Source organism: Shinella granuli (genome assembly GCF_004341885.1).
GTDB classification, from domain to species: Bacteria; Pseudomonadota; Alphaproteobacteria; order Rhizobiales; family Rhizobiaceae; genus Shinella; species Shinella granuli.
Map to the genome: position 1 here is coordinate 238,943 of NZ_SLVX01000001.1, position 26,258 is coordinate 265,200.

Here is a 26,258-nt window from a genome sequence, read left to right on the forward strand (position 1 = left end):
CTAAGCCGCTCCGGACGGGTCGCCGATCGGCATCAGGGCGGGGTTCGTCGCCTGCTTGCGCTCGATCCGTTCTTCCTCGGTCTCCGCGGCATCCTCCGGCGGGTCGTCGCGGGTCTTGCCGGCATCGCTCAGCTTCTCCCGGGACGGGTCGGCATTGTTTTCGCCATGGGCGTCCCGGTCGCGATCCGGATCGTCCTTGGCAGGGAGGTAGCCACGCGGGCGCGTTGCCTCGGGGCCTTCCCAGCGGGGGGAATGCTCGGTGGTGCCGGGGGCACCGCTCTGTGGTTTTCCGATGGTCATGGTCGGCTCCTTGCTTGTTCCGGGGCTTGTTCCGGCGCTTCTCAGAAATTCAGGAACTGCGCCGGGTTCTTGCGGGCGCGCATGAGCAGGTCCAGCTCCCGTTTCGAGGGTCCGAACTTGTCGTAGAGGCGCTTGGCCTCCTGCGCCGGCAGGTCATAGGCCGCGCGAAAGGTCTCTATCGTGTAGCGTTCCCCCGACAGCCTGCGGTGGTCGGGAAAGAGCTTGGATTGGTCCGGCATGGGCGATCACGCTCAATCGTCGTTGTCCCTGCTCAAACCGGCAAGGGGAGCGATTGTTCCGGTGGATCCGGGAAAAAATCGGGTGTGTTCGCGAACACGCCGCGGCGGGAAATCCCGCCTGCATGGGGAAGCCCGGTCCAGAAGCTGCCGAGCGGTGCGCAAAACGGCGGCGGGGCCCGAACATTCGCGTTCCGGCCCCGTCGTCCGGGAGAAACCCAAGCCGGAAAGCCGGCCACGATGTCCGACGAAAATTGTATACGTAAAAACCCGAAAAACTGTATCGCCTGATAAATTTATCGACGTGCACAAGCCTTCTCAGGTGCGAGATGCGCATCCGGGAGCGTGTGAAACAGCAGTTGATGTTCAACATACATCGCTTCATACCCATTGTACATGGCCGATTTGGCTGGATTGTCGACATTCCATGTCTTGAACTGTTGATGATGCTGTTTTTGCATTGTACACAATGATTGCGGTCCAGAAGATCGCGATGGGGCGGTGCCGCTGGAGGGCGGCGCCGGCCGCATCCAACGACACCCAATGGGAGGGGAAGCATGAAGCAGGCACTTCTTTCGATCTGCGCGGCCGCGCTCGGGCTGACCATGGCCGGCCAGGCCTCGGCGGCCGGCACGCTCGAAACCGTCAAGGCGCGCGGCAAGCTGGTTTGCGGCGTCTCACTGGCGACGCCGGGTTTTGCGGCACCCGATGACAAGGGCCGCATGCAGGGCTTCGACGCCGATATCTGCCGCTCGATCGCCGCTGCGGTCTTCGGCGACGGCGACAAGGTCGAGTTCGTCCCGACCAACATCAACACGCGCTTCCAGGCGCTGCAGTCCGGCGAGATCGACGTCCTATCGCGCCAGACGACCCACACCTTCTCGCGCGATGCCTCGCTCGGCCTCGATTTCGGCCCGACGGTCTTCTATGACGGCCAGGGCCTGATGGTGGCGAAGTCGCTCGGCGTTACCAGCGCCAAGGAACTGACGGAAGCGGCGATCTGCACCCTGCCGGGCACCACGACGGCGCAGAACATTTCCGACTTCTTCCGCGCGATCAACGGCAAGTTCGAGCTCGTCGTCTTCGAAAGCCCGGACGAGAACCGCGCGGCCTTCTATTCCGGCCGCTGCGAGGCGATCACCTCCGACCGGTCCGACCTTGCCTCGATCCGTGCCGTCGCCAACAACCCGGACGACTACGTGGTCCTGCCGGAAACCATCTCCAAGGAGCCGCTGGCACCGGCCTTCCGCCAGAACGATTCCAACTGGGGCGACATCGTTTCCTGGTCGGTCTGGCTGCTGATGGCCGCCGAGGAGAAGGGCATCACCCAGGCGAATGTCGACGAGATGCTGAAGAGTGAGGACCCGGACGTGCAGCGCATGCTCGGCGCCACGGAAGAGCTCGGCAAGATGCTCGGCCTCGACAACAACTGGGGCTACAGCATCATCAAGAGCGTCGGCAACTATGGCGAAGTGTTCGAGCGCAATCTCGGCGAGGGCACCAGGCTCGGCCTGACGCGCGGCCCCAATGCGCTGTGGAACGCCGGCGGCCTGATCTATTCGCCGCCGATCCGCTGATCGCTTTCAAGCGATCACCCGGGCGCGCGCATGGCGGTGCGCGCGCCCGTCCCCTTTTGGTTTCTAGCGGTGGGGATTCATGGCTTTCCTGCATGACATGCGCTTTCGCGCCTTCTTCTACCAGGTCGTCGCGATCGGTGCCGTGATCCTCGTCGGCTGGACGATGTTTTCGACGGCCAGCGGCAACCTCGCCAAGCAGAACATCGCGACCGGCTTCGACTTCCTCTCGCGGCCCGCCGGCTTCGTCATCACCGAGGCCGCCATCGCCTTCGAGGCGACCGACACGGTCGGCCGCGCCATCCTCGTCGGCATCGCCAACACGGTGAAAGTGTCGCTGCTCGCCGCCATCCTCGGCACGCTCATCGGCCTTGCGGTGGGCATTGCGCGCATGTCGCGCAATCCGCTGCTGGCGCGTCTTGCGCTCGTCTATGTCGAGCTTCTGCGCAATGTGCCGCTGCTGCTCTATCTCTTCCTCTGGTATTCGCTGATCATCCTCATACTGCCGCCGGTCAGGCAGGCGCTGAACCTCCTGCCGGGCGTCTATCTCTCCAACAGCGGCCTCGTCGTGCCGGCGGCCCTGGTCGAAAGCGGCGGCGGCGCGCTGCTCGCCTGCCTCCTCGGCGGCGCGGCGGCGGCGTTCGTCATCCGCCGGGTCTTTACGCAGAAGCGTGTCGCGACCGGCCGGTCCAATCACGGCGCGCTCATCGCCACGGCCGCCTTCGTGCTGCCGGCCCTCGTGCTCTGGCTTGCCGGCGGCGTCAGCATCGACTGGGAGTTCCCGACCGCCGGGAAGTTCCGCCTGACGGGCGGGCTGCATGTGCGGCCGGAATTCGTGGCGCTGCTCTTCGGCCTTGCGCTCAGCGTCTCGGCCAATGTGGCGGAGATCGTGCGCGCCGGCATCCAGGCGGTGAGCAAGGGGCAATGGGAGGCCGCTGCCGCGCTCGGCCTTGCCCGCGCCAAGACCATGCGGCTCGTCGTGTTGCCGCAGGCGCTGCGCATCATCATCCCGCCGCTCACCAACACCTATCTCACCGTCTTCAAGAACAGCTCGCTCGCCATCGCCATCGGCTATCCGGACCTCGTCATGGTCTCCAACACGGTGATGAACCAGACCGGCCAGGCGATCGAGACGATCGCGATCTTCATGGGCGTCTACCTTGCGCTCTCGATCGCCATCTCGCTGCTGATGAACTGGTACAATGCGCATGTCGCGCTGAAGGAGCGTTGATATGGCCGACGTCCAGACCCTTGCTTTGGCGCCGCCGCAGCCGGCGCCGACCGCCCCGCGCCTCGGCAGGCTTTCCGCCTATTTCGGCACGCCCGGCAACACGCTCATCAGCGTACTGTCCATCGCCGCCGTCGTTTTCATCGCCAAGCTCGCCTTCGGCTGGCTGGTGGTCGATGCGGTGTTCTCCGGCAACGGCGAGACCTGCAAGGCGGCAAGCGGCGCCTGCTGGCCGTTCGTCGCGCAGAAGCTGCGCTACATGCTGTTCGGCTTCTATCCCTATGACGAACAGTGGCGGCCGATGCTGGCGCTGCTTCTGCTTTTCGCCGCCTTCCTCTTTTCCATGATGCCGCGCTTCTGGAGCCGGGGCCTGCTTCTCGGCTGGATCCTCCTCGTCCTGCCGGTGCTCTATATTCTCATGGCCGGCGGCGTCTTCGGCCTCACGCCTGTGGCGACGACGAGCTGGGGCGGCCTGCCGCTCTCCTTCATGCTCTCCTTCGTCGGGCTGACGCTCGCCATGCCGCTCGGCATCGTGCTGGCGCTGGCGCGCGCCTCCAACCTGCCGGCGATCCGCGTTCTCGCCGTCGGCTTCATCGAGATCGTGCGCGGCGTGCCGCTGATCAGCATCCTCTTCATGGCGACGGTGATGCTGCCGCTGTTCATGCCCGAGGGCGTGACCATCGACAAATTGCTGCGCGCGCAGGTGGCGATCATCCTCTTCGCCTCCGCCTATATCGCCGAGATCGTGCGCGGCGGCCTGCAGGACGTGCCCGCCGGGCAATACGAGGCGGGATCCTCGCTCGGGCTGCACTACTGGCAGGTCATGCGCAAGATCGTTCTGCCGCAGGCGCTCAAGAAGGTCATTCCGCCGATGGTGGGCCTGTTCATCGGCTTCTTCCAGGATACGACGCTCGTCACCATCGTCGGCCTCGTCGATTTCCTCGATACGGTGCGCTCGGCCATCCGCGATCCGCAATGGCAGGGCATTGCCGTGCTCGAAGGCTATCTCGTCGCCGCCGCCGTCTACTTCACCTTCAGTGCCCTGATGGGCGCCTATAGCCGATTCCTCGAAAAGCACTTCCGGACGACCCATGCCTGATACCGTCACCGTCATCCGCAACGCCCATACCGTCATCGCCTATGATGCGGCCCGCGGCGGCCATGCCTATCTCCACGATGCGGATGTCGCCTTCGACGCGGCCGGCTTCGTCCATGTCGGCGGGCGCTACGAAGGACCGTTCGGCGAGGAAATCTCCGGCCGCGACCGCATGGTCATGCCGGGCTTCGTCAACGTGCACTGCCATTCCGGCGAGGAGCCGGTCTCGAAAAGCCTGTTCGAGGATGCCGGCACGGCGGCCCTCTGGGGACAGGCGATGTACGAATATTCGACGCTGATCGAGATAAGTGACGATGCGGTCGAGGCCGCGCTCACCGTCATGCTCGGCGATCTCCTGCGCAGCGGCGTCACCACCTTCGTCGACATTGCCGGCCCGCATGCCTGCTGGCTGCCGGTGCTGGCACGCAGTGGCGCGCGCGCCTATGTCGCCCCGGGCTTCCGCGAGGCAGCCTGGCATGTCGAGGACAGCCACAGGCTCGATTTCCGCTGGGACGCCGCGCGGGGCCGTGACGCCTTCGCCCGGGCGCTGGAGACGGTCGATGCCGCCCGTGCACATCCCTCGAGCCGGCTCGGCGGCATCGTCGCCCCGGCGCAGGTCGAGACCTGCTCCCCGGACCTGTTGCAGGCGGCAGTGGAGGCGGCGCGCAGCCGCGGCGTGCCGATCACCATCCATGCCGCGCAGACCATGGCCGAGCACGAGGAGCTCATGCGCCGCCACGGCCTCACCGCCGTCGCCTATCTCGAAAGCCTCGGCCTGCTCGGGCCGGACCTCGTCCTCGGGCACTGCATCTTCATCGACAGCCATGCCTGGACGCGCCAGCGCACGGCGGCCGACCTCGAGCGGCTCGCCGCCAGCAGGACGAGCGTCGCCCATTGCCCGGTCACCTTCTCGCGCAGCGGCATGGTGCTGCAATCGCTCGGCCGCTACCGGCAGGCGGGCGTCAATGTGGCGATCGGCACGGACAGCTATCCGTTCAACATGCTGGAGGAGATGCGCATGGCGATGATCTGCGCCCGCATCGCCGGCGGTTCGGTCTTCGACGTCGATACCGCTGCGGTCTTCGAGGCCGCCACGCTGTCAGGTGCCAGGGCACTCGGGCGCAGCGACATCGGCCGCATCGCCAAGGGTGCGAAGGCGGATTTCTCGCTGGTCGACCTGAAACATCCCGGCATGCAGCCACTCCACGATCCGCTGCGCAACCTCCTGCACTGCGCCGCCGAACGCGCGGTCGCTGCCGTCTATGTCGACGGCGCCTGCGTCATGCGGGAGGACCGCCCGACGCTGGTCGACTATGACGGCGCTGTGGCGGAGCTGCAGGCGGTGCAGGACTTCGCGGTGCGCCGCCTCCAGGCGAACGACCCGCGCGGCCGGCCAGCGGCGACGCTCGCGCCGCTGTCGCTTCCGGTCCTGTCCTGAAGCGATCCCGGGCCGCATATCCGTGGCGCTGCGGATCGCCAAGGCGCGGGCGAGGCCCTATGATGGTCCTCCCGATCCCTGACGCGGCTTCATCCCGGATGCGTGCACGCCCGACCTTTCTTCGTTCCTCGGCCGCCCTTGCCGGCGGCTGGCTGCTGCTCGTCGCCGCCTTTGGCCTCTATTCGGCCGAAAGCCACCGGCAGGCGCTGGAACTGGATGTCTCCGAAAGCGGCCGCGCGCTGCAAAGGGCGGTCTCGCAGCGCGTCGCCCAGCACGATGCCCACCTGACGAGCCTCAGTGCCCTCGGGCTTGCGCAGGCGCAGCCGTCGGAGGATTTCGATCTCGTCGCGAAATCCATCCTGCGCTTCTATCCGCGCATCGTCGCGATCGACCTCATCCGCCTGGCGCCGGGCGAGGGGGCGAGCGTCGTGAGTTCGGCGACATCCGCCGATGGCGCGACGGCGAGCCCCGAAGAGGTCTCGAAGGCCGTGGCGGCGCTGACCGCCGGCAAGGCCGCCTACGGCGCGGATGCGCGGCCCGGCCACTATCGCCTGATGAAGCGCATGAACGACACGATGGCCGTCAGCCTCGATATAGACGGGGCAAAGCTCGTCGAGGACGAGGAACTGCCGCGCTGGGCCCTGCTCCGGCTGGCGACGGGCGAGGGCACGCTGCTGGAGATGGGGGCGGCGGCGCCCGCGGATACGGGCTTCCTCGCCCGCACCATCCGCTTCGAGGCGCCGATCGCCAGCGCCACGCAGCCGCTGCGCCTTTCGCTGCAACGCCATGTCACGCTGGCCGCGCTTCTTCCGCCGCTGCCGCTCGCCCTCTTCGCCGCAATCTCGCTTGCCGGGCTTGTGCTCGTGCGCTCGCTGCTGCGCCACCGGCAGGAGGCGGCGCTGGCGCGGGAGGCGGCGGAGGCGGCCGCGCGGCGCGAGGCGCTGCGCCAGCACGAGACGAAGCTTGCCCATGCCCTGCGCATCAACAGCATGGGCGAAATGGCCTCGGGCATCGCCCATGAACTGACCCAGCCGCTGACGGCGCTGCTCAGCCAGAGCCAGGCGGGCCGGCGCCTCGCCGCGGCCGCCGGCCTCACGGACACGCCGGTCGACGGCGTGCTTGCCGCCAATGTGCTGCAGGCCAAACGCGCGGCCGATATCCTGGTGCGCCTGCGCGCCTATGTCGGCAGAAGCGCGCCGGAGGCCGGCGTGCACGACCTTTCCCGCCACGTCGCCGACATCGTCGCCCTGTCGCGCATCGATCTCGACCGGCGCGGCATCGCGCTCGATGTCGACCTGCCGGAAGGCCCCGCGCCGGCTCGGATCGATCCGGTGGAGATCGAGCAGGTCATCCACAACCTCATCCGCAATGCCGCCGACGCGGTGAGCGAGACGGGGCGGGCGGACGGACGGGTGCGCGTGGCGCTCACGCCCGATGCGGCGGGCCATGCGATCCGTGTCTTCGACAACGGCACCGGCATCGCGCCGGATATCCTGCCGCGGCTGTTCGAGCCTTTCTTCTCCGGCAAACCGGACGGCATGGGGCTCGGGCTCAGCCTGTGCGAAAGCATCGTCGAGCGTTTCGACGGCAGCATTTCGGCGGAAAACGCGGCGGCGGGCGGCGCGGTCTTCACCGTGCGGCTGCCGGCGGCGGACGGCATCGAGGAACGGGAAGAGGCAGCGGAATGACGATGGCGCCGGTCTATCTGGTCGATGACGACGAGGGGGTGCGCAGCGCGCTGTCGCTGCTGCTCGGCACCTACGGCATCCGCATCGAGACCTTCGGCGATCCCACCGCGTTCCTCGCCCGCGCGCCGAAACTCAAGCCCGGCGTGCTGCTGCTCGACCTGCGCATGCCGGCGATCACGGGCCTGCAACTGCACGAGAAGCTCGCCGCCATCGGCTGCGACTGGCCGACGATCATCTGCACCGGCCATGGCGACGTGCACGCCTGCCGCCGCGCCTTCAAGGCCGGCGTCGTCGATTTCCTCACCAAGCCCATCGACGAGCAGGTGCTGGTCGAGGCGCTGCAGCAGGCCTCCGGCGCGCTGGACGTGCATGCGGAGCGGGCCGAGGCGGCGAAACTGGTGGCGCAGCTCACCGAGCGCGAGCGCGAGGTGCTGGACATGGTGGGGCGCGGCTGGTCGACGAAGGAGATCGCCGAAGCCCTGCAGCTCTCGCCCCGCACGGTCGATACGCACCGGGCCAACATCGCCCAGAAGCTCGGCACGACCTCGGTCGCGGAATTCGCGCGCCTTTCGCTGATCGGGCAGGCTCCGTAGTCCTACCGACCCCGCTCCGTCCGTCCACCGATACCGCGAAAGCCGGAAATCTCCGAAAAGAGGGCCGTCGCCGCCGGGAAGACCGGGCGGCCCAGATGGAGATAGACATGAAGACCTTCGTTGCCGCCGCCTTCGCCGCCCTCACGCTTGCCGGCGCCGCCCGGGCTGAAATCCTCACCGAGCGCAACATGCCGCTCGACATCGCCGTCGAGGCGGCCGACGCCGCCGTGAAGGCCTGCGCTGCCAAGAAATTCAACGTATCGGTCGCCGTCGTCGACCGCGCCGGCGTCACCCGCGCTGTCCTGCGCGCCGACCGCGCCGGCCCGCACACGCTCGACAGCGCCGTTCGCAAGGCCTACACCGCCGCGTCCATGCGCACGCCGACCCAGACGATCGCCGAAAATGTCGGCAAGAACCCGGCCGCTGCCCAGCTCGTTTCGATCGAGGGCCTGCTGGTGCTTGCCGGCGGCGTGCCGGTCAAGGCCGGTGACGAGACGATCGGCGGCATCGGCGTCGGCGGCGCGCCGAGCGGCGATATCGACGACGAATGCGCCCGCGCCGGCATCGAGGCCGTCAGCGCCAAGCTGAAATAAGACACCGTCGACGCGACGAAAAAGCCCCGGCATCATGCGGATGCCGGGGCTTTTTGCCGTTCGGGCGGCCAAAGGTGCCGCTTGCCCGAAGCTGATGCCGGCAGTGCCATGGCTGGATATGGGGGATTCCTATTCGCGCCCGGGCGAAATATGAGTGCTGCATGGATGATTCGGCGGCGATTCGTTTTTCCGGTCGTGGCGGCAGGGTGTTTCAGAGGAGCGTCCTGCTTGCGACCTGCGCGGCGGCAGTATTGGCCGCCGGCTGTGCGGCGCGGCCCGGCGTCGGTGTCGCGACGCTTTCCACCACCGTTCCGGCGTCGAGCGCGCTGGTGTTGCCCGCTCCCGGCACGCTGTCGATCGTCAGCGTGATCCAGCGGCAATATACCAATGCGGTCGAGCAGCAGATCGCGCTGTCCACCTCGGCGGCAACGCCCGGCCAGAATTTCATCAGCATCCAGGCCTTCGGCCCGGTGGAGACGACGGCGATGCCCGGCGGCACGCTGGCCTTCAAGCCGGTGCAGCATTCGGCGATCCGAAGCGAGATCCGCGCCGCGCTGCCCGGCCGCGCGCTGGCGATCTCGTCGAATTTCGTGCGCAACAGCTACGGGCCGTTCGGCTACGCCTATGGGCGGGGCGCGGGCGATGACGGCTGCCTCTATGGCTGGCAGCAGATCCGGGCGGACGAGGCGGACCGCGGCAGGCTCAACAGCTACGGCTCGATCCAGATCCGCCTGCGCGTCTGCCAGTCCGGCGCCGGCGAGAAGGAGTTGGTCGAGATGATGTATGGCTACACCATCGTCGGCGGCTTTTCCGGCACGACCTGGAACCCCTACGGCACGCCGGCCGCGGTCGACAGCGGGATCGGCGGCGGCGAGCCGCTGCGGGTCGCGATCGAGGAGCGCAGGGCGCCGGCGACCGTCGTCGTGGAGACCGGGACGCGCGTGCCGGCGGTCCGCCGCCAGACGGAAAAGCGGCCCGTCGTGCGGCGCGCGGAAGCGCTCGACAGGGGCGATACCGTCATCGTGCCGTCGCCGACGGGCGGCGCGGTCTCGGAAACGGAAGGGGAGGCCGTCGTGGTGCCGTCACCCGTCTGCGTTACGTCTTCTTCGGGTTCGACAACCTGCAATTGAATAGCGCCTAATTTTTCCTTAACATAATGGGGCGTAAGGTCCCGGGTTGGAACGCTATGACGGCGAAGGACGGCGTATGAGACATATCGGCACGATCATCCTGTGGGCACTGGTCTCCGCCCTGGTGATCCTCGTGATCACGCTGCCCATCAACCTGCAGACCCAGCTCGTCGCCAGCATCGCCGTGGTCACCTTCATGGCTGTCATCAAGGTGCTGCGCGCCGAGGGTATCTGGCGACTGATCGCGCTCGCCTTCGGCACGGCCGTCGTGCTGCGCTATGTCTACTGGCGCACAACCAGCACGCTGCCGCCGCTGAACCAGCTTGAGAACTTCATTCCCGGCTTCCTGCTCTATCTTGCCGAGATGTACAGCGTGATGATGCTGGCGCTCAGCCTCTTCGTCGTGGCGATGCCGCTGCCGCCGCGCAAGAGCCGGCTGGCCGAGGAGGGCAGGCTGCCGTCCGTCGATGTCTTCGTGCCGAGCTACAACGAGGATATCGGCCTTCTCGCCAACACGCTCGCCGCCGCCAAGGCGATGGATTACCCGGCGGACAAGCTCACCGTCTGGCTGCTCGACGACGGCGGCACGGAGCAGAAGCGCAATGCCGCGGCGGTGATCGAGGCGCAGGTGGCCGAGGCCCGCCACCGCGAGCTCCAGGCGCTCTGCCGCGATCTCGGCGTCAATTACCTCACCCGCGCCCGCAACGAGCATGCCAAGGCCGGCAACATGAACAACGGCATGCAGCACTCGACCGGCGAGCTGATCGCCGTCTTCGATGCGGACCATGCGCCGGCGCGCGATTTCCTGCGCCAGACGGTGGGCTACTTTGCCGACGACCCGAAGCTCTTCCTCGTCCAGACGCCGCATTTCTTCCTCAACCCGGATCCGCTGGAGCGGAACCTGCGGACCTTCGAGACGATGCCGAGCGAGAACGAGATGTTCTACGGCATCATCCAGCGCGGCCTCGACAAGTGGAACGCTGCCTTCTTCTGCGGCTCGGCCGCGGTGCTGCGGCGCACCGCGCTCAACGAGGCGGGCGGCTTTTCCGGCCTTTCGATCACCGAGGATTGCGAGACGGCGCTGGCGCTGCATTCGCGCGGCTGGAACAGCGTCTATGTCGACAAGCCGCTGATCGCCGGCCTGCAGCCCGCCACCTTCGCCAGCTTCATCGGCCAGCGCAGCCGCTGGGCGCAGGGCATGATGCAGATCCTGCGCTTCCGCTTCCCGCTGTTCAAGCGCGGCCTCTCCGTGCCGCAGCGGCTCTGCTACATGTCGTCGATGCTGTTCTGGCTGTTTCCCTTCCCGCGCACGATCTTCCTCTTCGCGCCGCTGTTCTACCTGTTCTTCGACCTGGAGATCTTCACGGCCTCCGGCGGCGAATTCCTCGGCTATACGCTCGCCTACATGTTCGTGAACCTGATGATGCAGAACTATCTCTACGGCTCGTTCCGCTGGCCCTGGATCTCCGAGCTCTACGAATATGTGCAGAGCGTGCATCTCCTGCCCGCCGTCGTCTCGGTCATGCTCAACCCGACCAAGCCGACCTTCAAGGTGACCGCGAAGGACGAGTCGATCCGCGAATCGCGGCTTTCGGAGATCAGCCGGCCGTTCTTCGTCATCTTCGCCGTGCTGTTCGTCGCCTTCCTGATGAGCATCTACCGCTTCTATTCCGAGCCCTACAAGGCCGACGTCACCTTCGTCGTCGGCGGCTGGAACCTGCTCAACCTCATCATCGCCGGCTGCGCGCTCGGCGTCGTGTCGGAGCGCAGCGAACGGGCGGCGAGCCGGCGCGTGACGGTCAAGCGGCGCTGCACCTTCATCGCCGACGGGCGGGAATATCCCTCCACGTTGGAGAACGTCTCGGCCAACGGCGCGCGCGTGCAGGTCTTCGGGCTGGAGCCGGACCTTGCGACGGACGCGCGCTGCGCGCTGCGCTTCACCCCCTACGGCGCGGCGCATGAGGAGGTCTTGCCGGTCGACGTGCGCAATGTCGAAAACCTCGGCAGCGTGGTCGCGGTCGGCTGCCGCTTCATGCCGGAGGTGGCGCGGCACCATTCGCTCGTCGCCGACCTGATCTTTGCCAATTCCAACCAGTGGAGCGATTTCCAGGTCTCGCGCCGCTACAATCCGGGCCTGTTCCGCGGCTCGCTGTGGTTCCTCGGCATCGCCCTCTACCAGACGAGCCGCGGCCTTCTCTATCTCGTGCGCAGCTTCGGCGGCGGCCGCAAGAAGGAGGTTGCCTCGTGATGCTCCTGCCCGTCAGGGCCGCGCTTTGCGGCCTCACCTTCTCGCTCTGCGCATCCGTCGCCCTCGCGCAGGATACCTCCGTTCCCTTCGACATGTCCGGCGAACGCGGCCCTGCCGTCGAGAACACGCCGGCGACGGAGGAAAACACCCCTGCCGTGCGGGAAACGAAGCAGCCGGAGAAGAAGGCGGCGATGCCCGATCTTTCCACCCGGCGCTATATCGTTCCGGCGACGTCGCTGCTTCTGGAAGGGGAGGTCGCAAGCCAGTCCTTCCCGCTCTTCCTGACCCCGCAACAGGCGGGCAGCGCGACGGCGATCAATCTCGGCTATTCCAATGCCGTCGTGGTGGCCCCGGAGGCCTCGCGGCTCACCGTCATCGTCAACGACACGGTCGTCGGCGAGCTGCCGGTCCAGTCCGCGGAAGGCATCAAGGACGTGCGCTTCGACCTGCCGGCGGGCCTCCTGCGCCCCGGCGTCAACCGGGTGACCTTCAACGCCGTGCACCGCCACCGGACGGATTGCACGATCCGCTCGACCTATGATCTCTGGACGTCGCTCGACCCGTCGCGCACCTATCTGACGGTGCCGCGCGACACGAGCGGCCGCCTCCTGACGACCGACGACATCGCCGCTATCGGCCTCGGGCCGACGGGGCAGACGAAATTCGTCATGGTCGTGCCGGAAATGGGCCAGCCCGTCGCCACCAATGCGCTGATGCGGCTCAGCCAGGGGCTGGCGCTGATCGCGAAGATGCCGAACCAGACCTTCGACATCACCGATACGCTGCCGTTGGCGGCGGGGGCCGGGGAGTTGACGGTGCTGGTCGGCACGGCCGGCAATCTGGCGGCGCTGCTGCCGGGCCTGCCCGCGACGGCGCGCTCCTCGGCCGTCGCCACCTTCGTCGATGCGCCGGACGGCGACCGCAAGGTCTTCGTCGTCAGCGGGCCGGACTGGCCGTCGATCGAGGGCGCGGTGGAAGGCATGGTCTCGCCCATCGACCGGCCGCTCGGCGTGACGCGCGAAGCGCTCAGCGTGCGCCAGCGCAACGGCGCGGACATGCCGCTCATCCTGGGGGAGACGTCGCCGACCTTCGCCTCGCTCGGCGTGCGCACCGGCGAATTCAGCGGCCGGCGCTATCGCATCGGCTTCGACGTCGGCATTCCCTCGGATTTCTATGCGGATGCCTATGGCGAGGCGACGCTGCTGCTTGATGCGGCCTATTCGCCCGAAGTGTTGCCGGGCAGCCATATCGACATCTATGTGAACGGCAACATCGCCACGACCGTGCCGATCACCAACCGCAACGGCGGCATCTTCCGCCATCTGCCGATCCGCGTGACCATGCGGCATTTCCGGCCGGGGCCGAACCGCATCGACATCGAGACCGCGCTCCTGACCGAGGCGGACAAGATCTGCGCACCGGGCGCCAGCGCCAGCGACGAGCCGCGCTTCGCGCTGTTCGATACCTCCGAGTTCCGCATGCCGCGCTTTGCCCGCGTCGCGCAGCTTCCCAGCCTTGCCGCCCTGTCGGGCACGGGCTTTCCCTATAACGGCCAGGCCGATCCGGTGGCGCTCTATCTCGACCGCCTCGATGCGGACACGCTTTCGACCAGCGCGACCTTCCTCGGCAAGATGGCGGTGTCGAGCGGGCGGGCGCTGCAGGTGCGTCCGGAATCCTCGGCGCTCGCCATCGGCGAACGCAATGCCATCCTGGTCGGCACGATCTCGCAGCTTCCCCCGCTCGTGCTCGGCCAGACGCATATCGCCGCCGAAAGCGCCTCCGCCTGGGGTGGGCCGGCCGATGGCGGCGCGCAGCACGGCGCGACCCAAGACGCCATCGACGAGTGGCAGTCGCGCGTGCGCGGCGGTTCCTGGCGCGGGCAGATTTCCGCGCTGGAGGCCTGGCTGCAGGAGACCTTCGACATCCCGCTCGCCTCACTCCGCCTGCTGCCCGGCGAAGAACCGCTCGTGGCGCCCGGCGATACGGCGCGCTTCCTCGTTGCGCAGGGCAACAGCCCTGACGAGAGCGCGACCTGGACCGTGCTCTCCGCGCCGACCGGCGCCGACCTCAAGGCCGGCATGGTCGCGGTCGCGCAGGACGAACGCTGGCAGCAGCTCGACGGCTATGTCAGCCTGGACAGCAAGGACGCGGATGCGCTCGACACGCGCCCGGTCAGCCGCACCCGCTTCGTGGCGACGCAGCCCTGGACCTTCTCCAACATGCGGCTGGTCGCGGCGAACTGGCTGTCCTCCAACATCCTCGCCTATGCGGCGGTGTTCTGCGTCCTGTCGATCCTGCTCGGCATCGCCACGTCCGGCCTCCTGCGCCGCTTCGGTAGGGAAGTCTGAGGGGGCCTGTTTACCGACGGTTAACCCTATCGGGGTTTTATCACGATTGATTGGCTCTTCCCGGGGGCGGGGCGAGATGTCCCGCCGTTCATGGCGCATGGTGTCGCCGCGGACCGGGGCGGGCCGATTTGAAGTTGGAATGTTGCAGCGCCCCTCGTGCGTCATGACCGATGCCCGGCGCTGTATGGCAGTGATGGACCGAAGGAAATTCGGGATGAAGTCGATCCTCGTGGCGCTCGTCATCGTCTCCGCCGGCGCGGCCAGTGTCGCAGGCGTATCCTTCGGCGTGCCTGCCGGTCTGGTGAAGGGCCTGCCGCGCCTTGGTGCGGGAACCGACGGCGTCACCACCGGCAGCCTCGATGAAGCGCCGGCTGCCCTGACGAAGCAGCCGCGCGTGGAAATCGCGCAGGCGCAGCAGACCGGACAGGCGGCCGGCACCGGCACGGAGCCGACGCCCGTCGTGGAGGTCACGCAGAACAAGCCGATCGTCGACGAAAGCGCATTGCGCTACTTCGCCGCCCGCGGTGACACCGCCCGGCTGAATGCGGAGATCGCCCGGCTGCGCGCGCTCTATCCCACCTGGACACCGCCGGAAAACCCGCTCGCCGTGCCGGTCAACGAGGACCGGCAGCTCGAGGAGATGTGGGCGCTCTATGCCCAGTCGCGCTACGCGGACGTGCGCGCGGCGATCGCCCGGCGCCAGCAGGACGACCCGCAATGGACGCCGCCAGCCGACCTCGTCGAGCGCCTCGACGTGGCGGAGAAGCGCGCCGAGCTGGTGGCCGCCTCCAATGCGGGGCGCAGCGAGGATGTCGTGCGCCTCGGCGCGGAGACGCCGAGCCTGCTCACCTGCTCGGATGCGGATGTGCTCTGGCGCGTCGCCGAGGCCTTCGTGAAGACCGAGCGCGTGCAGCGCGCCAAGGATGCCTACGGCTACATGCTCGACAATTGCTCGGACGGGCCGATCCGTGTCGCCACCGTGCAGAAGGCCTCGACCCTGCTCGGCTATGCCGACATGCAGGATCTCATCGCCCGCGAGCGCACCGGCGCCGATGGCGTCAAGGAATTCGACACGATCCGCAACGATCTCGCCCGCCGCTTCGTCGGCGAGGGCGACGAGGACGCGGCGATCACGGTCGCTCCGGCCTATCTGAAGCTCGTCGAGAAGCTGGTGACGGACGAGGGGCTCGCCTCCGATGCGCTGCTGCTCGGCTGGTATCACCTCCGGCGCGAGCAGAATGCGCTGGCCGAACCCTTCTTCCGCAAGGCGCGCGCCGTCGAGGATTCCGCCTCGGCCTCGCAGGGCCTCGCCCTCATCCTTCTCGCGCGCAAGATGCCGGGCGAGGCGGAGGAGGTGATGTATGCCTGGCGCACGACCTCCGACCAGGCGATGCAGACCTATCTCGCCGCCACTGCCAACCTCCTGGCGCTCGATCCGCCGCCGAAGCTCGACGCCAAGGTGCTCGGCCGCATCGCGCAGGTGACGCTGGAGGAGAAGCATCCGCAGACCGGCGAGCAGTTCGGCTGGTATGCGCTCGCCATGGACCAGCCGGGCACGGCGGAGGAATGGTTTTCGCAGGTGCTCGCGTGGAGGGCGGATTACGAGCCTGCCGCCTACGGGCTCGGCGTCGCGCGGTTGAGGCTGGAGGACCGCGCCGGTCTCGCCGCCGTCAAGCAGGCCTGGGCCGGCCGGTCCGAGCGCATCGCGCTGCTTGGCGAACGGGACACGAGCGGGGATGCCGCGCCGGCGCTACGCGACCGGCAGGCGCGGACCGCCCGCACCGAACGCCGCGTGCCGGTGCGCGAAGTGGTCGAGGAGGTCGCCCTGACGCCGCAGCGCGGCGCCCGCACGGCGCGCCGTACGGACGGCGCCGTCGATTGCCGCAGCACGCGTGATCCCGGCCGCCTCTCGGCGGCGGGTGCGCTCTCGCTCGGCTGGTGCCTGATGGAGATCAACCGGCCGCTGGAGGCCGTGCAGGCCTTTGAGGCGGCGCTGGCCGGCGAGGGCCGCACGCGCAGCGATGCCGCCTATGGCCAGAGCCTTGCCTATCTGCGCGCCGGGCTGACGAGCGATGCCGCGGTCTCCGCCACCAAGGCGCGGCTGGAGCAGGGGCGTGTCGCCGAATTGCAGACCGCCATTCTCGGCGATCGCGCCGTCAGCAGTTTTCGCGCGCAACGCTATCGCGAAACCCTGGTCTTCCTCGACCAGCGCCGCCAGTTCCATGCCGAGCCGGCGGACCTGATGGTGCTGCGCGCCTATGCCTACAAGAATCTCGGCATGCGCGTCGATGCCATGCGCCTGTTCGAGGCGCTGGGCGAGACCGGCCGGCAGGACGCCATCCGCGCGCTTGCCGAGATGCGCCGCGAGCGGGATGGCCGCAAGTAACGCTATTTGGCCGCAATCCTTGCGGAGGATGATGCATGCGCCTTCGAACCCTTGCCCTTGCCGCCGTGCTGCCCCTGTTCGCCTCTCCGCTCGCTGCCGCGGAGGAGCGCTATGTCGTCTGCGACAACGGCCTTCGCTGTGTGACGGCGCCATGCCCGTCCTCCGCCATCCGCAATCTCGACAGCGGTGCGGAAACGCGCGGCGTCTCCCCTGATATCGACGGGTTGGCCGAATCGGACCGGCAGCGCATCCGCGAGACGGATGCACTCTACTACGGCCGGCTTGTCCTGCGTGGCCATGTCGAGGATCGCGACCAGGAGATCGCCGGCCGGCGGCAGAGCCTGCCGGTCCTCGTCGTCACCGGCATCGAGCGCGAGGCCACGGCCGATGAACGGCGGCACTGCCGCGCCGGCTAGCCGTTGGGCATCTAGTCGCGATCGGGCGCCCCGAGCGGGAAGAACTTCCGGAAGGGCCGGGCTTCGTCCACGGCGCGGGCGAAGGAGGGGCGGGCGAGCAGGCGTTTGCGATAGGCATGCACATTGGCGAAGGCCGGGTCGATGGCGTGCGTCCAGTCCGCATAGAAGAGGAAGGGAGCGGCGCCGCAGTCGGCCAGCGTGAAGGTGTCGCCCGTGACCCAGATCCGGCCGTCCATGTGGGTATCGAGCCAGGCATAGGCCGTTTCCAGCATGTCGCGCGCATCCTTCTCGCCGTAGGGATCGCGGTTCTCCTCAGGCCGGATGGCGTTGAAGACGATCCTCTGCTGCGGCGTCGAGACGTAGTTGTCGAAGAAGCGGTCGAGCATGCGCACCTCGATCGCCGCCTTCGGATCGTCGGGAATGAGCTTTACCGGCCCGGGGTGATAAAGCCCGAGATATTCGATGACGATGCTCGCCTCGACGATCGTCCGGTCGCCGTCGACGAGGATCGGGAAGCGCTTGATCGGCCAGCGCCTTTCGAAATCCGCGAGCGTTTCGGCGTCGTTGTGGTCGAGCAGGCGGTAGTCGAAATCGGTGCCGTTTTCATAAAGCGCGATCAGCACCTTCTGGCAGTAGCTGGAAAAGGGATGAGCATACAGAACGGGTTTCATGGCAACCTCCGCGTCTGCGGACGTTGTCGCAAATCTGATTGCGTTTTGCAATCGGTTTTTTCATCCCGCGCGCAGCAGCAGCACCTGCCTCAGATCCTGGCCATGCGGCCTTGAAAATTGCATCTGGGCGAGGGGGATCGACAGGACCAGGAAGACCAGGGCCGTCACGAACAGCATTCCCGGATGCAGCAGTCTCGATTTCACGCGTCACCTCACATTCGAACAGCCGTCTTGTCCGCCACCAACCTGACGCGGCGCTGAACGCGGCCGTCAGCTCGTTCAGGCGGCTGTCAGCTTCGCGGGGCAGGGAGGCGCGGGATGGCGGCCCGCGGGCTGCCTGAGACGCTTTCGAAAGGACATCCGATGCGCGAAACAACCGGCAAGGCCGGCTTCCCCGCCGTCTGGCGGCCGCAGCTCGGCAGCATTGCCGTCAGCATCCTGACGGCGCTCTACCTGCTCGCCTTGACCAACCGCAGCTTCTGGTCGAAGGGCTGGCTCTATCTCGATGGCCGGCCGACCACGCTTTTCTCCATCGCCGTCGGCATTGCCTGCCTCTACATCGCGTTCTGCGTCGCGGTCTCGCTGAAATATGTGATGAAGCCGGTCTTCATCCTGCTCATCCTGGCAAGCGCCGCCGGCGCCTGGTTCATGGACCGCTACGGCGTGATCATCGACATGGAGATGATCCGCAACGCGGCCGAGACGAACAGCGCGGAGGCCGGGCACCTGATCACGCCGGGTTTCGTCCTGCACATGCTGGCCTATGGCGTGCTGCCCGCAGCGCTGCTCCTGTGGGTCAAGGTGCGTCACCACACCTTCTTCTGGAAGCTGCGCGCCAATCTCGCCATCATCCTGCCCGCGCTGGTCATCGCGCTGGTCGCCGGCCTTTCCCATGCCCGCGTCTATGCCGCCACCGTGCGGGCGCATCACGACTGGTTCGAGACGCTGAACCCCTTCGTGCCGCTCGTCACGGCCGTGCAGTTCGCCGCCGGCCAGTCGGCCGATCGCAACGTGGTCGCCGCCCCGCTCGGCACGGATGCCCGTATCGGTGATGGTCCCGTCACCGGGCGCAAGCCGCGGCTGCTGGTCGTCGTTGCCGGCGAGACGGCGCGCGCCGCCAACTTTTCGCTCGGCGGTTATGCGCGCGAGACCAATCCCGAACTGAAGACGAAGGACATCCGCTATTTCGGCGACACGACGAGCTGCGGCACGGCGACCGCCGTCTCGCTGCCCTGCATGTTCTCCGTCTATACCCGCGCCGACTATTCGCACCGCAAGGGGCTGGAGGCCGAGAACCTGCTCGACGTGCTCGCCCATGCGGGCGTCGCCGTCGAATGGTGGGACAACAATACCGGCAGCAAGAAGATCGCCGCCCGCGTGAGGGAGCGCTCGCTGATCGCGGGCGGCAACCCGCGCGACTGCTCGGGCGGCGAGTGCCAGGACCAGGTGATGCTCGACGCGCTCGACGCCTGGATCGGCTCGGTGAAGGCGGACACCGTGCTGGTTCTGCACCAGATCGGCAGCCACGGCCCGTCCTATTACCTGCGGTATCCGGAGGCATTCCGCCGCTTCAGGCCGGATTGCCGCAGCGCCGAGTTTTCCGATTGCACGCGCGAGGAGATCGTGAATGCCTATGACAACACGATCGCCTATACCGACCATATCCTCGCCGGTGTGATCGACCGGCTGCAGAAGGCCGAAGGCAGCCTCGACGTTTCGATGCTCTACATGTCCGACCACGGCGAATCGCTCGGCGAGCTCGGCCTCTACCTGCACGGCGCGCCTTACATGATCGCGCCGGGCGAGCAGACCCATGTGCCCTTCGTGCTCTGGCTCGGCGAGGATGCGAAGGCCGCCTATTCCGGCGCCTGCCTCGATGCACAGACGGTGAAGCCGCAATCGCACGACATACTCTTCCACACCGTGCTCGGCATGATGCGGGTGGAAACCAAGGTGCGCGACCCCGCGCTCGACCTCATGTCCTCCTGCCGGCGCGGCGCCGTATCCTGATCGGGACGGGCGGTGGCAAGCCTGGCTTCCCCCGTGTATTCTCCGGTTTCGGAAGGTGACGCGCGGGCGCATGGGCAGGCCGTCGCCATGGTGCGGAGAGACGGGCGCGTGAGGGTTCTGCTGATCGAGGACGATGCCGTTCTGGGCGAGGCGGTGCGCGACTATGTGGCCGGGCTCGGCCATGCGGTCGACTGGATGCAGACGCTCGAGGACGGCCGCACGGCGGCGGAGGCGGTCGGCTACGAGCTGATCCTGCTGGATCTCCGCCTGCCCGACGGCAGCGGGCTTTCGCTGCTGAAGGACCTGCGCCGCGCCGGCACGGCGGTGCCGGTCATCATCCTCACCGCGCATGACCAGATTTCCGACCGTATCGAGGGCTTGAACAGCGGGGCGGACGACTATCTCGTCAAGCCGTTCAACCTCGGCGAGCTCGGCGCCCGTATGCTCGCCGTCGCGCGGCGCTACTCGGCCTCCTCGCTGCCGGTGCTGCAATCCGGGTCGCTGGCGATCGCGCTGGCCGACCGACGGGTCCTGCGCGATGGCGCGCCGGTCGATCTGTCCGGCCGCGAATGGGCCGTGCTGGCGCGGCTCGCCACGCGGCCGAATGCCGTCGTCTCCAAGGGCGAGATCGAGGAGGCGCTCTATGCCTTCGGCGCGGAGATCGAGAGCAACACGGTCGAGGTCTATGTCAGCCGGCTGCGCAAGAAGCTCGGCAAGGACTGCGTCGAGACGCTGCGCGGCATCGGCTACAGGCTCGGCCGATGACGGGGCCGGCACCGCAGAGCGGGAAACCGCACGCAAGCGCCTTCCGGCCGAAGAGCCTCGCCGGCCAGCTCATGCTGTGGATCACCGTCATCACCACCTGCCTCTGGCTCGTCGCGGTGGGGTTCGGCGCGCTCGTCATGCAGGACGAGTTCGGCGAGATCTTCGACAGCGCCCTGCAGGAGACCGCCGAGCGCCTGGTGCCGCTCGTCATCGACGACCTCAACCGTCGCGACGACCTGAACGCCCCCCGGCGCATCGAGCGCTCGCCCGCGCAGCCCGGCGAGGAATACCTGACCTACCAGGTGCGCGACCGTGCGGGCCGGGTGCTGCTGCATTCGCACACCGCCTCGGCGGAACCGTTCGACGTGCCGCTGAGGGTCGGTTTCCGGGATGGCGCGCGGGGCCGGGTCTACACCGCCGCGACGGCGGACGGCTCGATCTTCGTGCAGGTGGAGGATTCGGCCGAGGAGCGGCGGGAGGCGATGCTGGAGGGCGCGCTGGCGCTGCTGCTGCCGGTGCTGCTCATCGTGCCGGTCACGGTGCTGGCCGTGTGGTTCGTCGTGCGCCGCGTGCTCCGGCCGGTCGAGACGCTGCGGGCGGCGATCGGTGAAAAGGACGGCGGCAATCTCGCGGCGATCGCGGCGGCGGGCCTGCCGCAGGAACTGCAGCCGATCCTGCGCTCCGTCAATCTCCTGCTCGCGCGCCTGCGCGCCGCGCTGGCGGCGGAGCGGGAATTCACCGCCAACAGCGCGCATGAACTGCGCACGCCGATCGCCGGCGCGCTGGCGCAGACGCAACTGCTCACGGCCGAACTGAAGGACGGCCCGACCCGTGCCCGCGCCCGGCAGATCGAGGCCTCCCTACAGAAGCTGACGAAACTCACCGAAAAGCTGCTCCAGCTTGCCCGCGCCGAGGCCGGGATCGGCGTCAGCGACACGACCTTCGACCTCGTGGATGTGCTCGGCGTCGTCGTCACGGATTTCCAGCGCGCATCGGACGCGGCAAGCCGCATCCGCTTCCGGAACGATCTCGCGGGACCGGCCTTGCGCGAGGGCACGGCCGACGCCTTCGCCATCGTGCTGCGCAACCTCGTCGAAAACGCGCTGCTGCACGGGCGGGCGGATGAACCGGTCGAGATCCATCTCACCGAAACGGGCATCGTCAGCATCCGCAACGGCGCGCCTGTTCTGTCCGAGGCGGAGCTTGGCGCGGTGCGCAAGCGCTTTTCCCGCGGCAGGACGCTTGCCGCGGGCTCCGGTCTCGGGCTTTCCATCGCCGAGCGGCTGTTGGCGCAGATGCGCGCCAGCCTCGTCCTCACATCGCCCATTGCCGGGCGTGTTGACGGTTTCCAGGCAGACATCGTGTTTCCGGCCGCGCACTGACGCCGCCCGGCATTTCCCCTGCCTCATTTCTGAACAGTCTCGTTTCCCGGCATTCCCGCGCGGGCGGCCCGATGCGAATGCCCACATTTTTTTCCATTAGCATGTGAGAAACCTGTGGCTTTTTGCCTTATTGTGTGGTTTTCTGTGGCTCTAATCAAAAAAGGTGGGGAACATGGGTCGCAAACCGGAAGACTATGCGCGGCTGCTCGCCAGCGCGCTTTGCAAACTGCATGCAGCGGAGTGCCAGGGGGCATCGCCGCTCATCTCGGAAGACAGCGTGCGCGTGATCAGCGAAACCATCGCCGCGGCGATGGAGGATGCTCGAAAAATTCATATCGAACAGGAGCTTGCGGCGATGCGTGAACGCCGTGAGCGCATTCGTCTACATTCCTGACAATTCCTCCCGCTCTGCCGCCGCGCTCGCCTTGTGCTCGCGGCGGCGGCTTTCTATGGTAGGTGTTCAAGCCGTCCGGGCAGAAGCGTGCAGCGCTTTCGCATCCGGGCGTGCAAACCTGACGCGCCTGACCATCGGGAGGAGATGAGGTGTCGACTGAAGCCGCGCGCGTGCTGCGCGACACGTCCGCCGACCCGGAATTCGGGCCGTGGCTGGCGCAGGCCTCGATCCTCGTCGTCGACGACGAGCCGGGCATGCGCAACTTCCTGATGCGCACGCTCGGGCCGCGCTGCCGCCAACTGGAGCTGGCGGCCGATACGGACGAGGCCTCGCGCAAGCTCGACCAGAACCATTTCGACGTGGTCATCCTCGACAACATCATGCCGAAGAAGAACGGCGTGGAATGGCTTGCCGAGCAGCGGGCCATCGGCTTCTTCGCCGATGCCATCCTGATGACCGCCTATGCCGACCTCGAAACCGCGATCCAGGCGCTCAGGGCCGGCGCGGTCGATTTCATCCTGAAACCCTTCCGCTCCAACCAGTTGCTCAATGCCGTCGCGCGCTGCCTCGACCGCATCCGCCTGCAGCGCGAAAACTACGTGCTGCGCTACGAGTTGAAGGCGACGTCCGACCATATCCTCCTGCGCGACCGGCTGATCGGCGAATCGACGGCCATCGCCCGCGTGCGCGAAACCATCGCCCGCGTCGCCCCGCTGCCGACCTCGGTCCTGCTCACTGGCCAGTCGGGCACCGGCAAGGAGGTGGCGGCCCGCTCGCTGCACACGCTGTCCGACCGCGCGGCGAAACCCTTCGTGCCGGTCAATTGCGGGGCGATCCCGGCGGATATGATCGAAAGCGAGCTGTTCGGCCACCTGAAGGGCGCCTTCACCGGCGCCGAACGGGCGCGCGAGGGCCTGTTCCTGCATGCACAGGGCGGCACGCTCTTCCTCGACGAGATCAGCGAGATGCCGCCGGCCACGCAAAGCAAGCTGCTGCGCGTGCTGGAGGATCGCAAGGTGCGGCCCGTCGGTTCCGAACGCGAGGTGCCGGTCGATCTGCGCTTCGTCTTCGCCACCAATGCGGAGCTGGAAAAGGAGGTGCAGGCCGGGCGCTTCCGGGCCGATCTCTTCTTCCGCATCAATGTCATGCAGATCCACCTGCCGCCGCTGAAGGACCGCGACGGCGATGCGGTGGAGCTGGCCGTCCTCTTCATGAAGAAGCTCTCGGCGCAGCTCGCCATGCCCGCCGTGCCGATCGACGAGGCGGCCCGCCGGGCGCTATCGGCCTATGACTGGCCGGGCAATGTGCGCGAACTGCGCAATCTCATCGAGCGCACGCTGATCCTCGGCCGCTTCCCGGACGGATTCGGGCAGGCGGCGGCCGGCAGGGAGGGCGGCTCGCTTGCCGATGTCGAGCGGCGCCACATCCTCTCGGTGCTTGCCGCCTGCAATGGCCAGCGCGACGAGGCGGCGCGCCAGCTCGGCATTTCCCGCAAGACGATCGACCGCAAGCTGGCGGCCTGGGATGGCTGACGGCAGGCAGGGCGTCATCCGGCCGGCGCGCTCGGTGCGCTACCGGCTGCTGGCCATCGCGCTCCTGCCGATGCTGGTAATCCTGCCGCTCCTGCTCGGCATCACCGTCTACCGCTGGAACGAGAAGTTCGACGCCACGCTGATCTCCAAGGTCAACGGCGACCTCACCATCGCGCACCAGTATCTCGCCCATATCCTCGACAATACCGGCGAGCACGTCACCGCGCTCGGCGGCTCCGTGCGCTTCCGCGACAGCGCCGGCGACACCGGCGCGCTGAAAGCCCTGCTCGACGAGGCGCGGGCGCGGCTGGAGCTCGATTTCCTCTATGTCATCGCGCCCGACGGCCGGCTCGTCGTCTCCGTGACCGCGACCACGGCGGAAACGCTGCGCACCGACTGGCCGGTCATCCGCGACGCGCTGGCCGGCAAGCCGGCGACGGGGGTGGATATCTTCGAGAACGCCGATCTCGAACGGCTCTCGCCCGACCTTGCCGCCCGCGCGCGGCTGCCGCTCGTCTCGACGCCGAATGCGGTGCCGACCGAGCGCACGGAGGAGACGCGCGGCATGGTCGTGCAGAGTGCCAGCCCCGTCACGCTCGGCGACGGGCGCGCGGCGGTGCTCGTCGGCGGCATCCTGCTCAACCAGAACCTCGTCTTCATCGACACGATCAACGACCTCGTCTACCGCGAGGCGAGCCTGCCGGAGGGCAGCCAGGGCACGGCGACGCTGTTCCTCGACGACGTGCGCATCAGCACGAATGTGCGCCTGTTCGAAGGGCGCCGCGCGCTCGGCACGCGCGTCTCGGCCGCCGTGCGCTCGGCCGTGCTGGGCGAGGGGCGCACCTGGCTCGACAGCGCCTTCGTCGTCAACGACTGGTACATTTCCGCCTACGAGCCGATCACCGACAGCCGCGGCGAGCGCGTCGGCATGCTCTATGTCGGCTTCCTCGAGGCGCCGTTCACGGCGGCGAAGTACCAGACGGTGCTCACCATCGTCGTCGCCTTCCTCGCCATCACGGCGGCCAGCGTGCCGATCTTTCTGCGCTGGGCGCGCGGCATCTTCGAGCCGCTGGAGCGGGTGGACGCCACCATCGCGCGGGTGGAGAGCGGCGATCTCGGTGCGCGCACCGGTCCGGTCGACAGCCAGGACGAGATCGGCCGCGTCGCCGTGCATCTCGACGACCTCCTGAACCAGCTCGAGCAGAACGATCTGGAGTTGCGCCGCTGGAACGAGGAGCTGAATGCGCGCGTCGACGAGCGCACCCGCGAGCTGCAGCTCGCCAACCGCCGGCTGGAGGCGACGACCAAGCAGCTCATCCTGTCGGAAAAGCTTGCCGCCATCGGCGAGATCACCGCCGGCGTTGCCCATGAGATCAACAACCCGATCGCCGTCATGCAGGGCAATCTGGAGGTCATCCGCTCCGTGGTCGGCGACCGGGCGGCGCTGGCCAAGGTCGAGTTCCAGCTCCTCGACGAACAGATCCAGCGCATCAGCCAGATCGTCACGAAACTCCTGCAATTCGCCAAGCCCGAGGAATTCGCCGGTTTCGTCGATCGCCATGCGCCCGGCACGGCGGTGGCCGATTGCATGCCGCTCGTCCAGCACCTGCTCGCCAGGGCGGCGATCGAGGTGCGGCTGGAGGACACGGCCGAACGGCTGGTGCTGATGAACCGCACCGAGCTGCAGCAGGTCGTCGTCAACCTCGTCGTCAACGCCATCCACGCCATGCCGGATGGCGGCAGGCTGACCATCGTCACCCGCGACAGCGACCGCGGCGGGCGCCCGGGCGTCGAGATCGTCGTCAGCGATACCGGGGTCGGCATGGAGCCGGATCTCGTCGCAAAGGTCTTCGATCCGTTCTTCACCACGAAGCGGCAGGAGGGCACGGGCCTCGGCCTTTCCATCAGCCAGACGCTGGTGACGCGGCAGGGCGGCGCCATCTCGGTGGCGAGCCGGCCGGGCGAGGGCGCGACCTTCACCATCTGGCTGCCCGAGGCGGCCTGACCGGACACTTTGTCCGCCCTCCGGACAAAGTGTCCGTTTTACTCCCGTTTTTTCTTCCAACCTCCTGATTCCAAAGGACATCCATTCTGGCATGGGCCTTGCTTCGGTCCGCGCGGGAGGTTCGGCCTCCGGCCGCCTGCAGGAGGGATGCAGGCATCCGGGCGTCGAAGGGGCGGTTTTCGCCGGCTCCCCATCACGAAAATCTTCGCACCGAGGGGTGCGTCG

The 26,258-nt window shown here is 67.6% G+C and carries 21 protein-coding genes and 1 pseudogene; 18 read left to right on the top strand and 4 right to left on the bottom strand.

What is annotated here, in order from left to right; all coding sequences use genetic code 11:
- Positions 1–108: 108 nt before the first annotated feature.
- Positions 109–300 (bottom strand): annotated as a pseudogene (locus EV665_RS32600) (hypothetical protein); the annotation flags it as partial.
- 41 nt (positions 301–341) lie between these two features.
- The gene (locus EV665_RS01190) at positions 342–539 is read right to left on the bottom strand and encodes a hypothetical protein (RefSeq protein WP_064330672.1); all 198 of its coding nucleotides are present in this window, start codon (positions 537–539) and stop codon (positions 342–344) included.
- 554 nt (positions 540–1,093) lie between these two features.
- On the opposite strand from EV665_RS01190, the gene EV665_RS01195 reads away from it, so the two are divergent.
- From EV665_RS01195 to EV665_RS01250, 12 genes are all read left to right on the top strand, one after another.
- Entirely contained in the window at positions 1,094–2,113 is a 1,020-nt protein-coding gene (locus EV665_RS01195; protein ID WP_133032788.1) for an amino acid ABC transporter substrate-binding protein, read from the top strand.
- Positions 2,114–2,192: 79 nt separating this feature from the next.
- Positions 2,193–3,341, top strand: a complete 1,149-nt coding sequence (locus EV665_RS01200; protein ID WP_133032789.1) for an amino acid ABC transporter permease — start codon at positions 2,193–2,195, stop codon at positions 3,339–3,341.
- Position 3,342: 1 nt separating this feature from the next.
- Complete coding sequence (locus EV665_RS01205) at positions 3,343–4,437, top strand: amino acid ABC transporter permease (protein WP_084437957.1); 1,095 nt, start codon at positions 3,343–3,345, stop codon at positions 4,435–4,437.
- Positions 4,430–5,872, top strand: a complete 1,443-nt coding sequence (locus tag EV665_RS01210) for an amidohydrolase family protein (RefSeq protein ID WP_133032790.1) — start codon at positions 4,430–4,432, stop codon at positions 5,870–5,872. Before EV665_RS01205 ends, EV665_RS01210 begins: the two co-directional genes overlap by 8 nt.
- Positions 5,873–5,970: 98 nt before the next feature.
- Positions 5,971–7,560 carry a sensor histidine kinase gene (locus tag EV665_RS01215; RefSeq protein ID WP_133032791.1) on the top strand — a complete coding sequence of 530 codons (1,590 nt, stop codon included), beginning with the start codon at positions 5,971–5,973 and terminating at the stop codon, positions 7,558–7,560.
- Entirely contained in the window at positions 7,557–8,153 is a 597-nt protein-coding gene (locus EV665_RS01220) for a response regulator transcription factor (protein ID WP_064330667.1), read from the top strand. The genes EV665_RS01215 and EV665_RS01220 overlap by 4 nt, the downstream gene beginning before the upstream one ends.
- Positions 8,154–8,260: 107 nt before the next feature.
- Entirely contained in the window at positions 8,261–8,746 is a 486-nt protein-coding gene (locus EV665_RS01225; protein WP_064332572.1) for a GlcG/HbpS family heme-binding protein, read from the top strand.
- A gap of 161 nt (positions 8,747–8,907) precedes the next feature.
- Complete coding sequence (gene bcsN / locus EV665_RS01230) at positions 8,908–9,876, top strand: cellulose biosynthesis protein BcsN (RefSeq protein WP_133032792.1); 969 nt, start codon at positions 8,908–8,910, stop codon at positions 9,874–9,876.
- A 76-nt stretch (positions 9,877–9,952) separates the two neighbouring features.
- On the top strand, positions 9,953–12,124 hold the full coding sequence (gene bcsA / locus EV665_RS01235; protein WP_064330665.1) for a UDP-forming cellulose synthase catalytic subunit: 2,172 nt from the start codon (positions 9,953–9,955) through the stop codon (positions 12,122–12,124).
- On the top strand, positions 12,124–14,472 hold the full coding sequence (locus EV665_RS01240; RefSeq protein ID WP_133033054.1) for a cellulose biosynthesis cyclic di-GMP-binding regulatory protein BcsB: 2,349 nt from the start codon (positions 12,124–12,126) through the stop codon (positions 14,470–14,472). The genes bcsA and EV665_RS01240 overlap by 1 nt, the downstream gene beginning before the upstream one ends.
- A gap of 214 nt (positions 14,473–14,686) precedes the next feature.
- A complete protein-coding gene (locus EV665_RS01245) occupies positions 14,687–16,858 on the top strand; it encodes a cellulose synthase (protein WP_133032793.1) in 2,172 nt (723 codons plus the stop codon).
- A 35-nt stretch (positions 16,859–16,893) separates the two neighbouring features.
- Entirely contained in the window at positions 16,894–17,274 is a 381-nt protein-coding gene (locus tag EV665_RS01250) for a hypothetical protein (protein WP_133032794.1), read from the top strand.
- Between the two features lie 11 nt (positions 17,275–17,285).
- Here EV665_RS01250 and EV665_RS01255 read toward each other — a convergent pair whose 3' ends face one another.
- Both EV665_RS01255 and EV665_RS32175 read right to left on the bottom strand, forming a co-directional pair.
- Complete coding sequence (locus tag EV665_RS01255; protein ID WP_133032795.1) at positions 17,286–17,945, bottom strand: glutathione S-transferase family protein; 660 nt, start codon at positions 17,943–17,945, stop codon at positions 17,286–17,288.
- Positions 17,946–18,005: 60 nt separating this feature from the next.
- Complete coding sequence (locus EV665_RS32175; protein WP_162852938.1) at positions 18,006–18,149, bottom strand: hypothetical protein; 144 nt, start codon at positions 18,147–18,149, stop codon at positions 18,006–18,008.
- A gap of 159 nt (positions 18,150–18,308) precedes the next feature.
- Here EV665_RS32175 and EV665_RS01260 point away from each other — a divergent pair, with 159 nt between their 5' ends.
- From EV665_RS01260 to EV665_RS01285, 6 genes are all read left to right on the top strand, one after another.
- Positions 18,309–19,955, top strand: a complete 1,647-nt coding sequence (locus EV665_RS01260) for a phosphoethanolamine transferase (protein WP_133032796.1) — start codon at positions 18,309–18,311, stop codon at positions 19,953–19,955.
- Between the two features lie 108 nt (positions 19,956–20,063).
- Positions 20,064–20,720, top strand: coding sequence for a response regulator transcription factor (locus EV665_RS01265; RefSeq protein WP_064330660.1), 657 nt, complete (start codon positions 20,064–20,066; stop codon positions 20,718–20,720).
- On the top strand, positions 20,717–22,102 hold the full coding sequence (locus EV665_RS01270) for a sensor histidine kinase (protein ID WP_133032797.1): 1,386 nt from the start codon (positions 20,717–20,719) through the stop codon (positions 22,100–22,102). Before EV665_RS01265 ends, EV665_RS01270 begins: the two co-directional genes overlap by 4 nt.
- Before the next feature lie 172 nt (positions 22,103–22,274).
- Positions 22,275–22,496: a hypothetical protein gene (locus tag EV665_RS01275; RefSeq protein WP_133032798.1), complete on the top strand. Its 222-nt coding sequence runs from the start codon at positions 22,275–22,277 to the stop codon at positions 22,494–22,496.
- Positions 22,497–22,645: 149 nt separating this feature from the next.
- Positions 22,646–24,028 (top strand): sigma-54-dependent transcriptional regulator, encoded by a 1,383-nt coding sequence (locus EV665_RS01280; protein ID WP_133032799.1) that lies wholly within the window; start codon positions 22,646–22,648, stop codon positions 24,026–24,028.
- Positions 24,021–26,033 carry a sensor histidine kinase gene (locus EV665_RS01285; RefSeq protein WP_133032800.1) on the top strand — a complete coding sequence of 671 codons (2,013 nt, stop codon included), beginning with the start codon at positions 24,021–24,023 and terminating at the stop codon, positions 26,031–26,033. The genes EV665_RS01280 and EV665_RS01285 overlap by 8 nt, the downstream gene beginning before the upstream one ends.
- The last annotated feature ends 225 nt before the right edge of the window (positions 26,034–26,258 follow it).

Coding starts and splice junctions, on each gene's coding strand:
- EV665_RS01275 (WP_133032798.1), top strand. CDS start 22,275: ATGGGTCGCAAACCGGAAGACTATGCGCGGCTGCTCGCCAGCGCGCTT.
- EV665_RS01240 (WP_133033054.1), top strand. CDS start 12,124: ATGCTCCTGCCCGTCAGGGCCGCGCTTTGCGGCCTCACCTTCTCGCTC.
- EV665_RS01210 (WP_133032790.1), top strand. CDS start 4,430: ATGCCTGATACCGTCACCGTCATCCGCAACGCCCATACCGTCATCGCC.
- bcsA (WP_064330665.1), top strand. CDS start 9,953: ATGAGACATATCGGCACGATCATCCTGTGGGCACTGGTCTCCGCCCTG.
- EV665_RS01260 (WP_133032796.1), top strand. CDS start 18,309: ATGCGCGAAACAACCGGCAAGGCCGGCTTCCCCGCCGTCTGGCGGCCG.
- bcsN (WP_133032792.1), top strand. CDS start 8,908: ATGGATGATTCGGCGGCGATTCGTTTTTCCGGTCGTGGCGGCAGGGTG.
- EV665_RS01220 (WP_064330667.1), top strand. CDS start 7,557: ATGACGATGGCGCCGGTCTATCTGGTCGATGACGACGAGGGGGTGCGC.
- EV665_RS01285 (WP_133032800.1), top strand. CDS start 24,021: ATGGCTGACGGCAGGCAGGGCGTCATCCGGCCGGCGCGCTCGGTGCGC.
- EV665_RS01205 (WP_084437957.1), top strand. CDS start 3,343: ATGGCCGACGTCCAGACCCTTGCTTTGGCGCCGCCGCAGCCGGCGCCG.
- EV665_RS01245 (WP_133032793.1), top strand. CDS start 14,687: ATGAAGTCGATCCTCGTGGCGCTCGTCATCGTCTCCGCCGGCGCGGCC.
- EV665_RS01195 (WP_133032788.1), top strand. CDS start 1,094: ATGAAGCAGGCACTTCTTTCGATCTGCGCGGCCGCGCTCGGGCTGACC.
- EV665_RS01250 (WP_133032794.1), top strand. CDS start 16,894: ATGCGCCTTCGAACCCTTGCCCTTGCCGCCGTGCTGCCCCTGTTCGCC.
- EV665_RS01190 (WP_064330672.1), bottom strand. CDS start 539: ATGCCGGACCAATCCAAGCTCTTTCCCGACCACCGCAGGCTGTCGGGG.
- EV665_RS01225 (WP_064332572.1), top strand. CDS start 8,261: ATGAAGACCTTCGTTGCCGCCGCCTTCGCCGCCCTCACGCTTGCCGGC.
- EV665_RS01215 (WP_133032791.1), top strand. CDS start 5,971: ATGCGTGCACGCCCGACCTTTCTTCGTTCCTCGGCCGCCCTTGCCGGC.
- EV665_RS01255 (WP_133032795.1), bottom strand. CDS start 17,945: ATGAAACCCGTTCTGTATGCTCATCCCTTTTCCAGCTACTGCCAGAAG.
- EV665_RS01270 (WP_133032797.1), top strand. CDS start 20,717: ATGACGGGGCCGGCACCGCAGAGCGGGAAACCGCACGCAAGCGCCTTC.
- EV665_RS01200 (WP_133032789.1), top strand. CDS start 2,193: ATGGCTTTCCTGCATGACATGCGCTTTCGCGCCTTCTTCTACCAGGTC.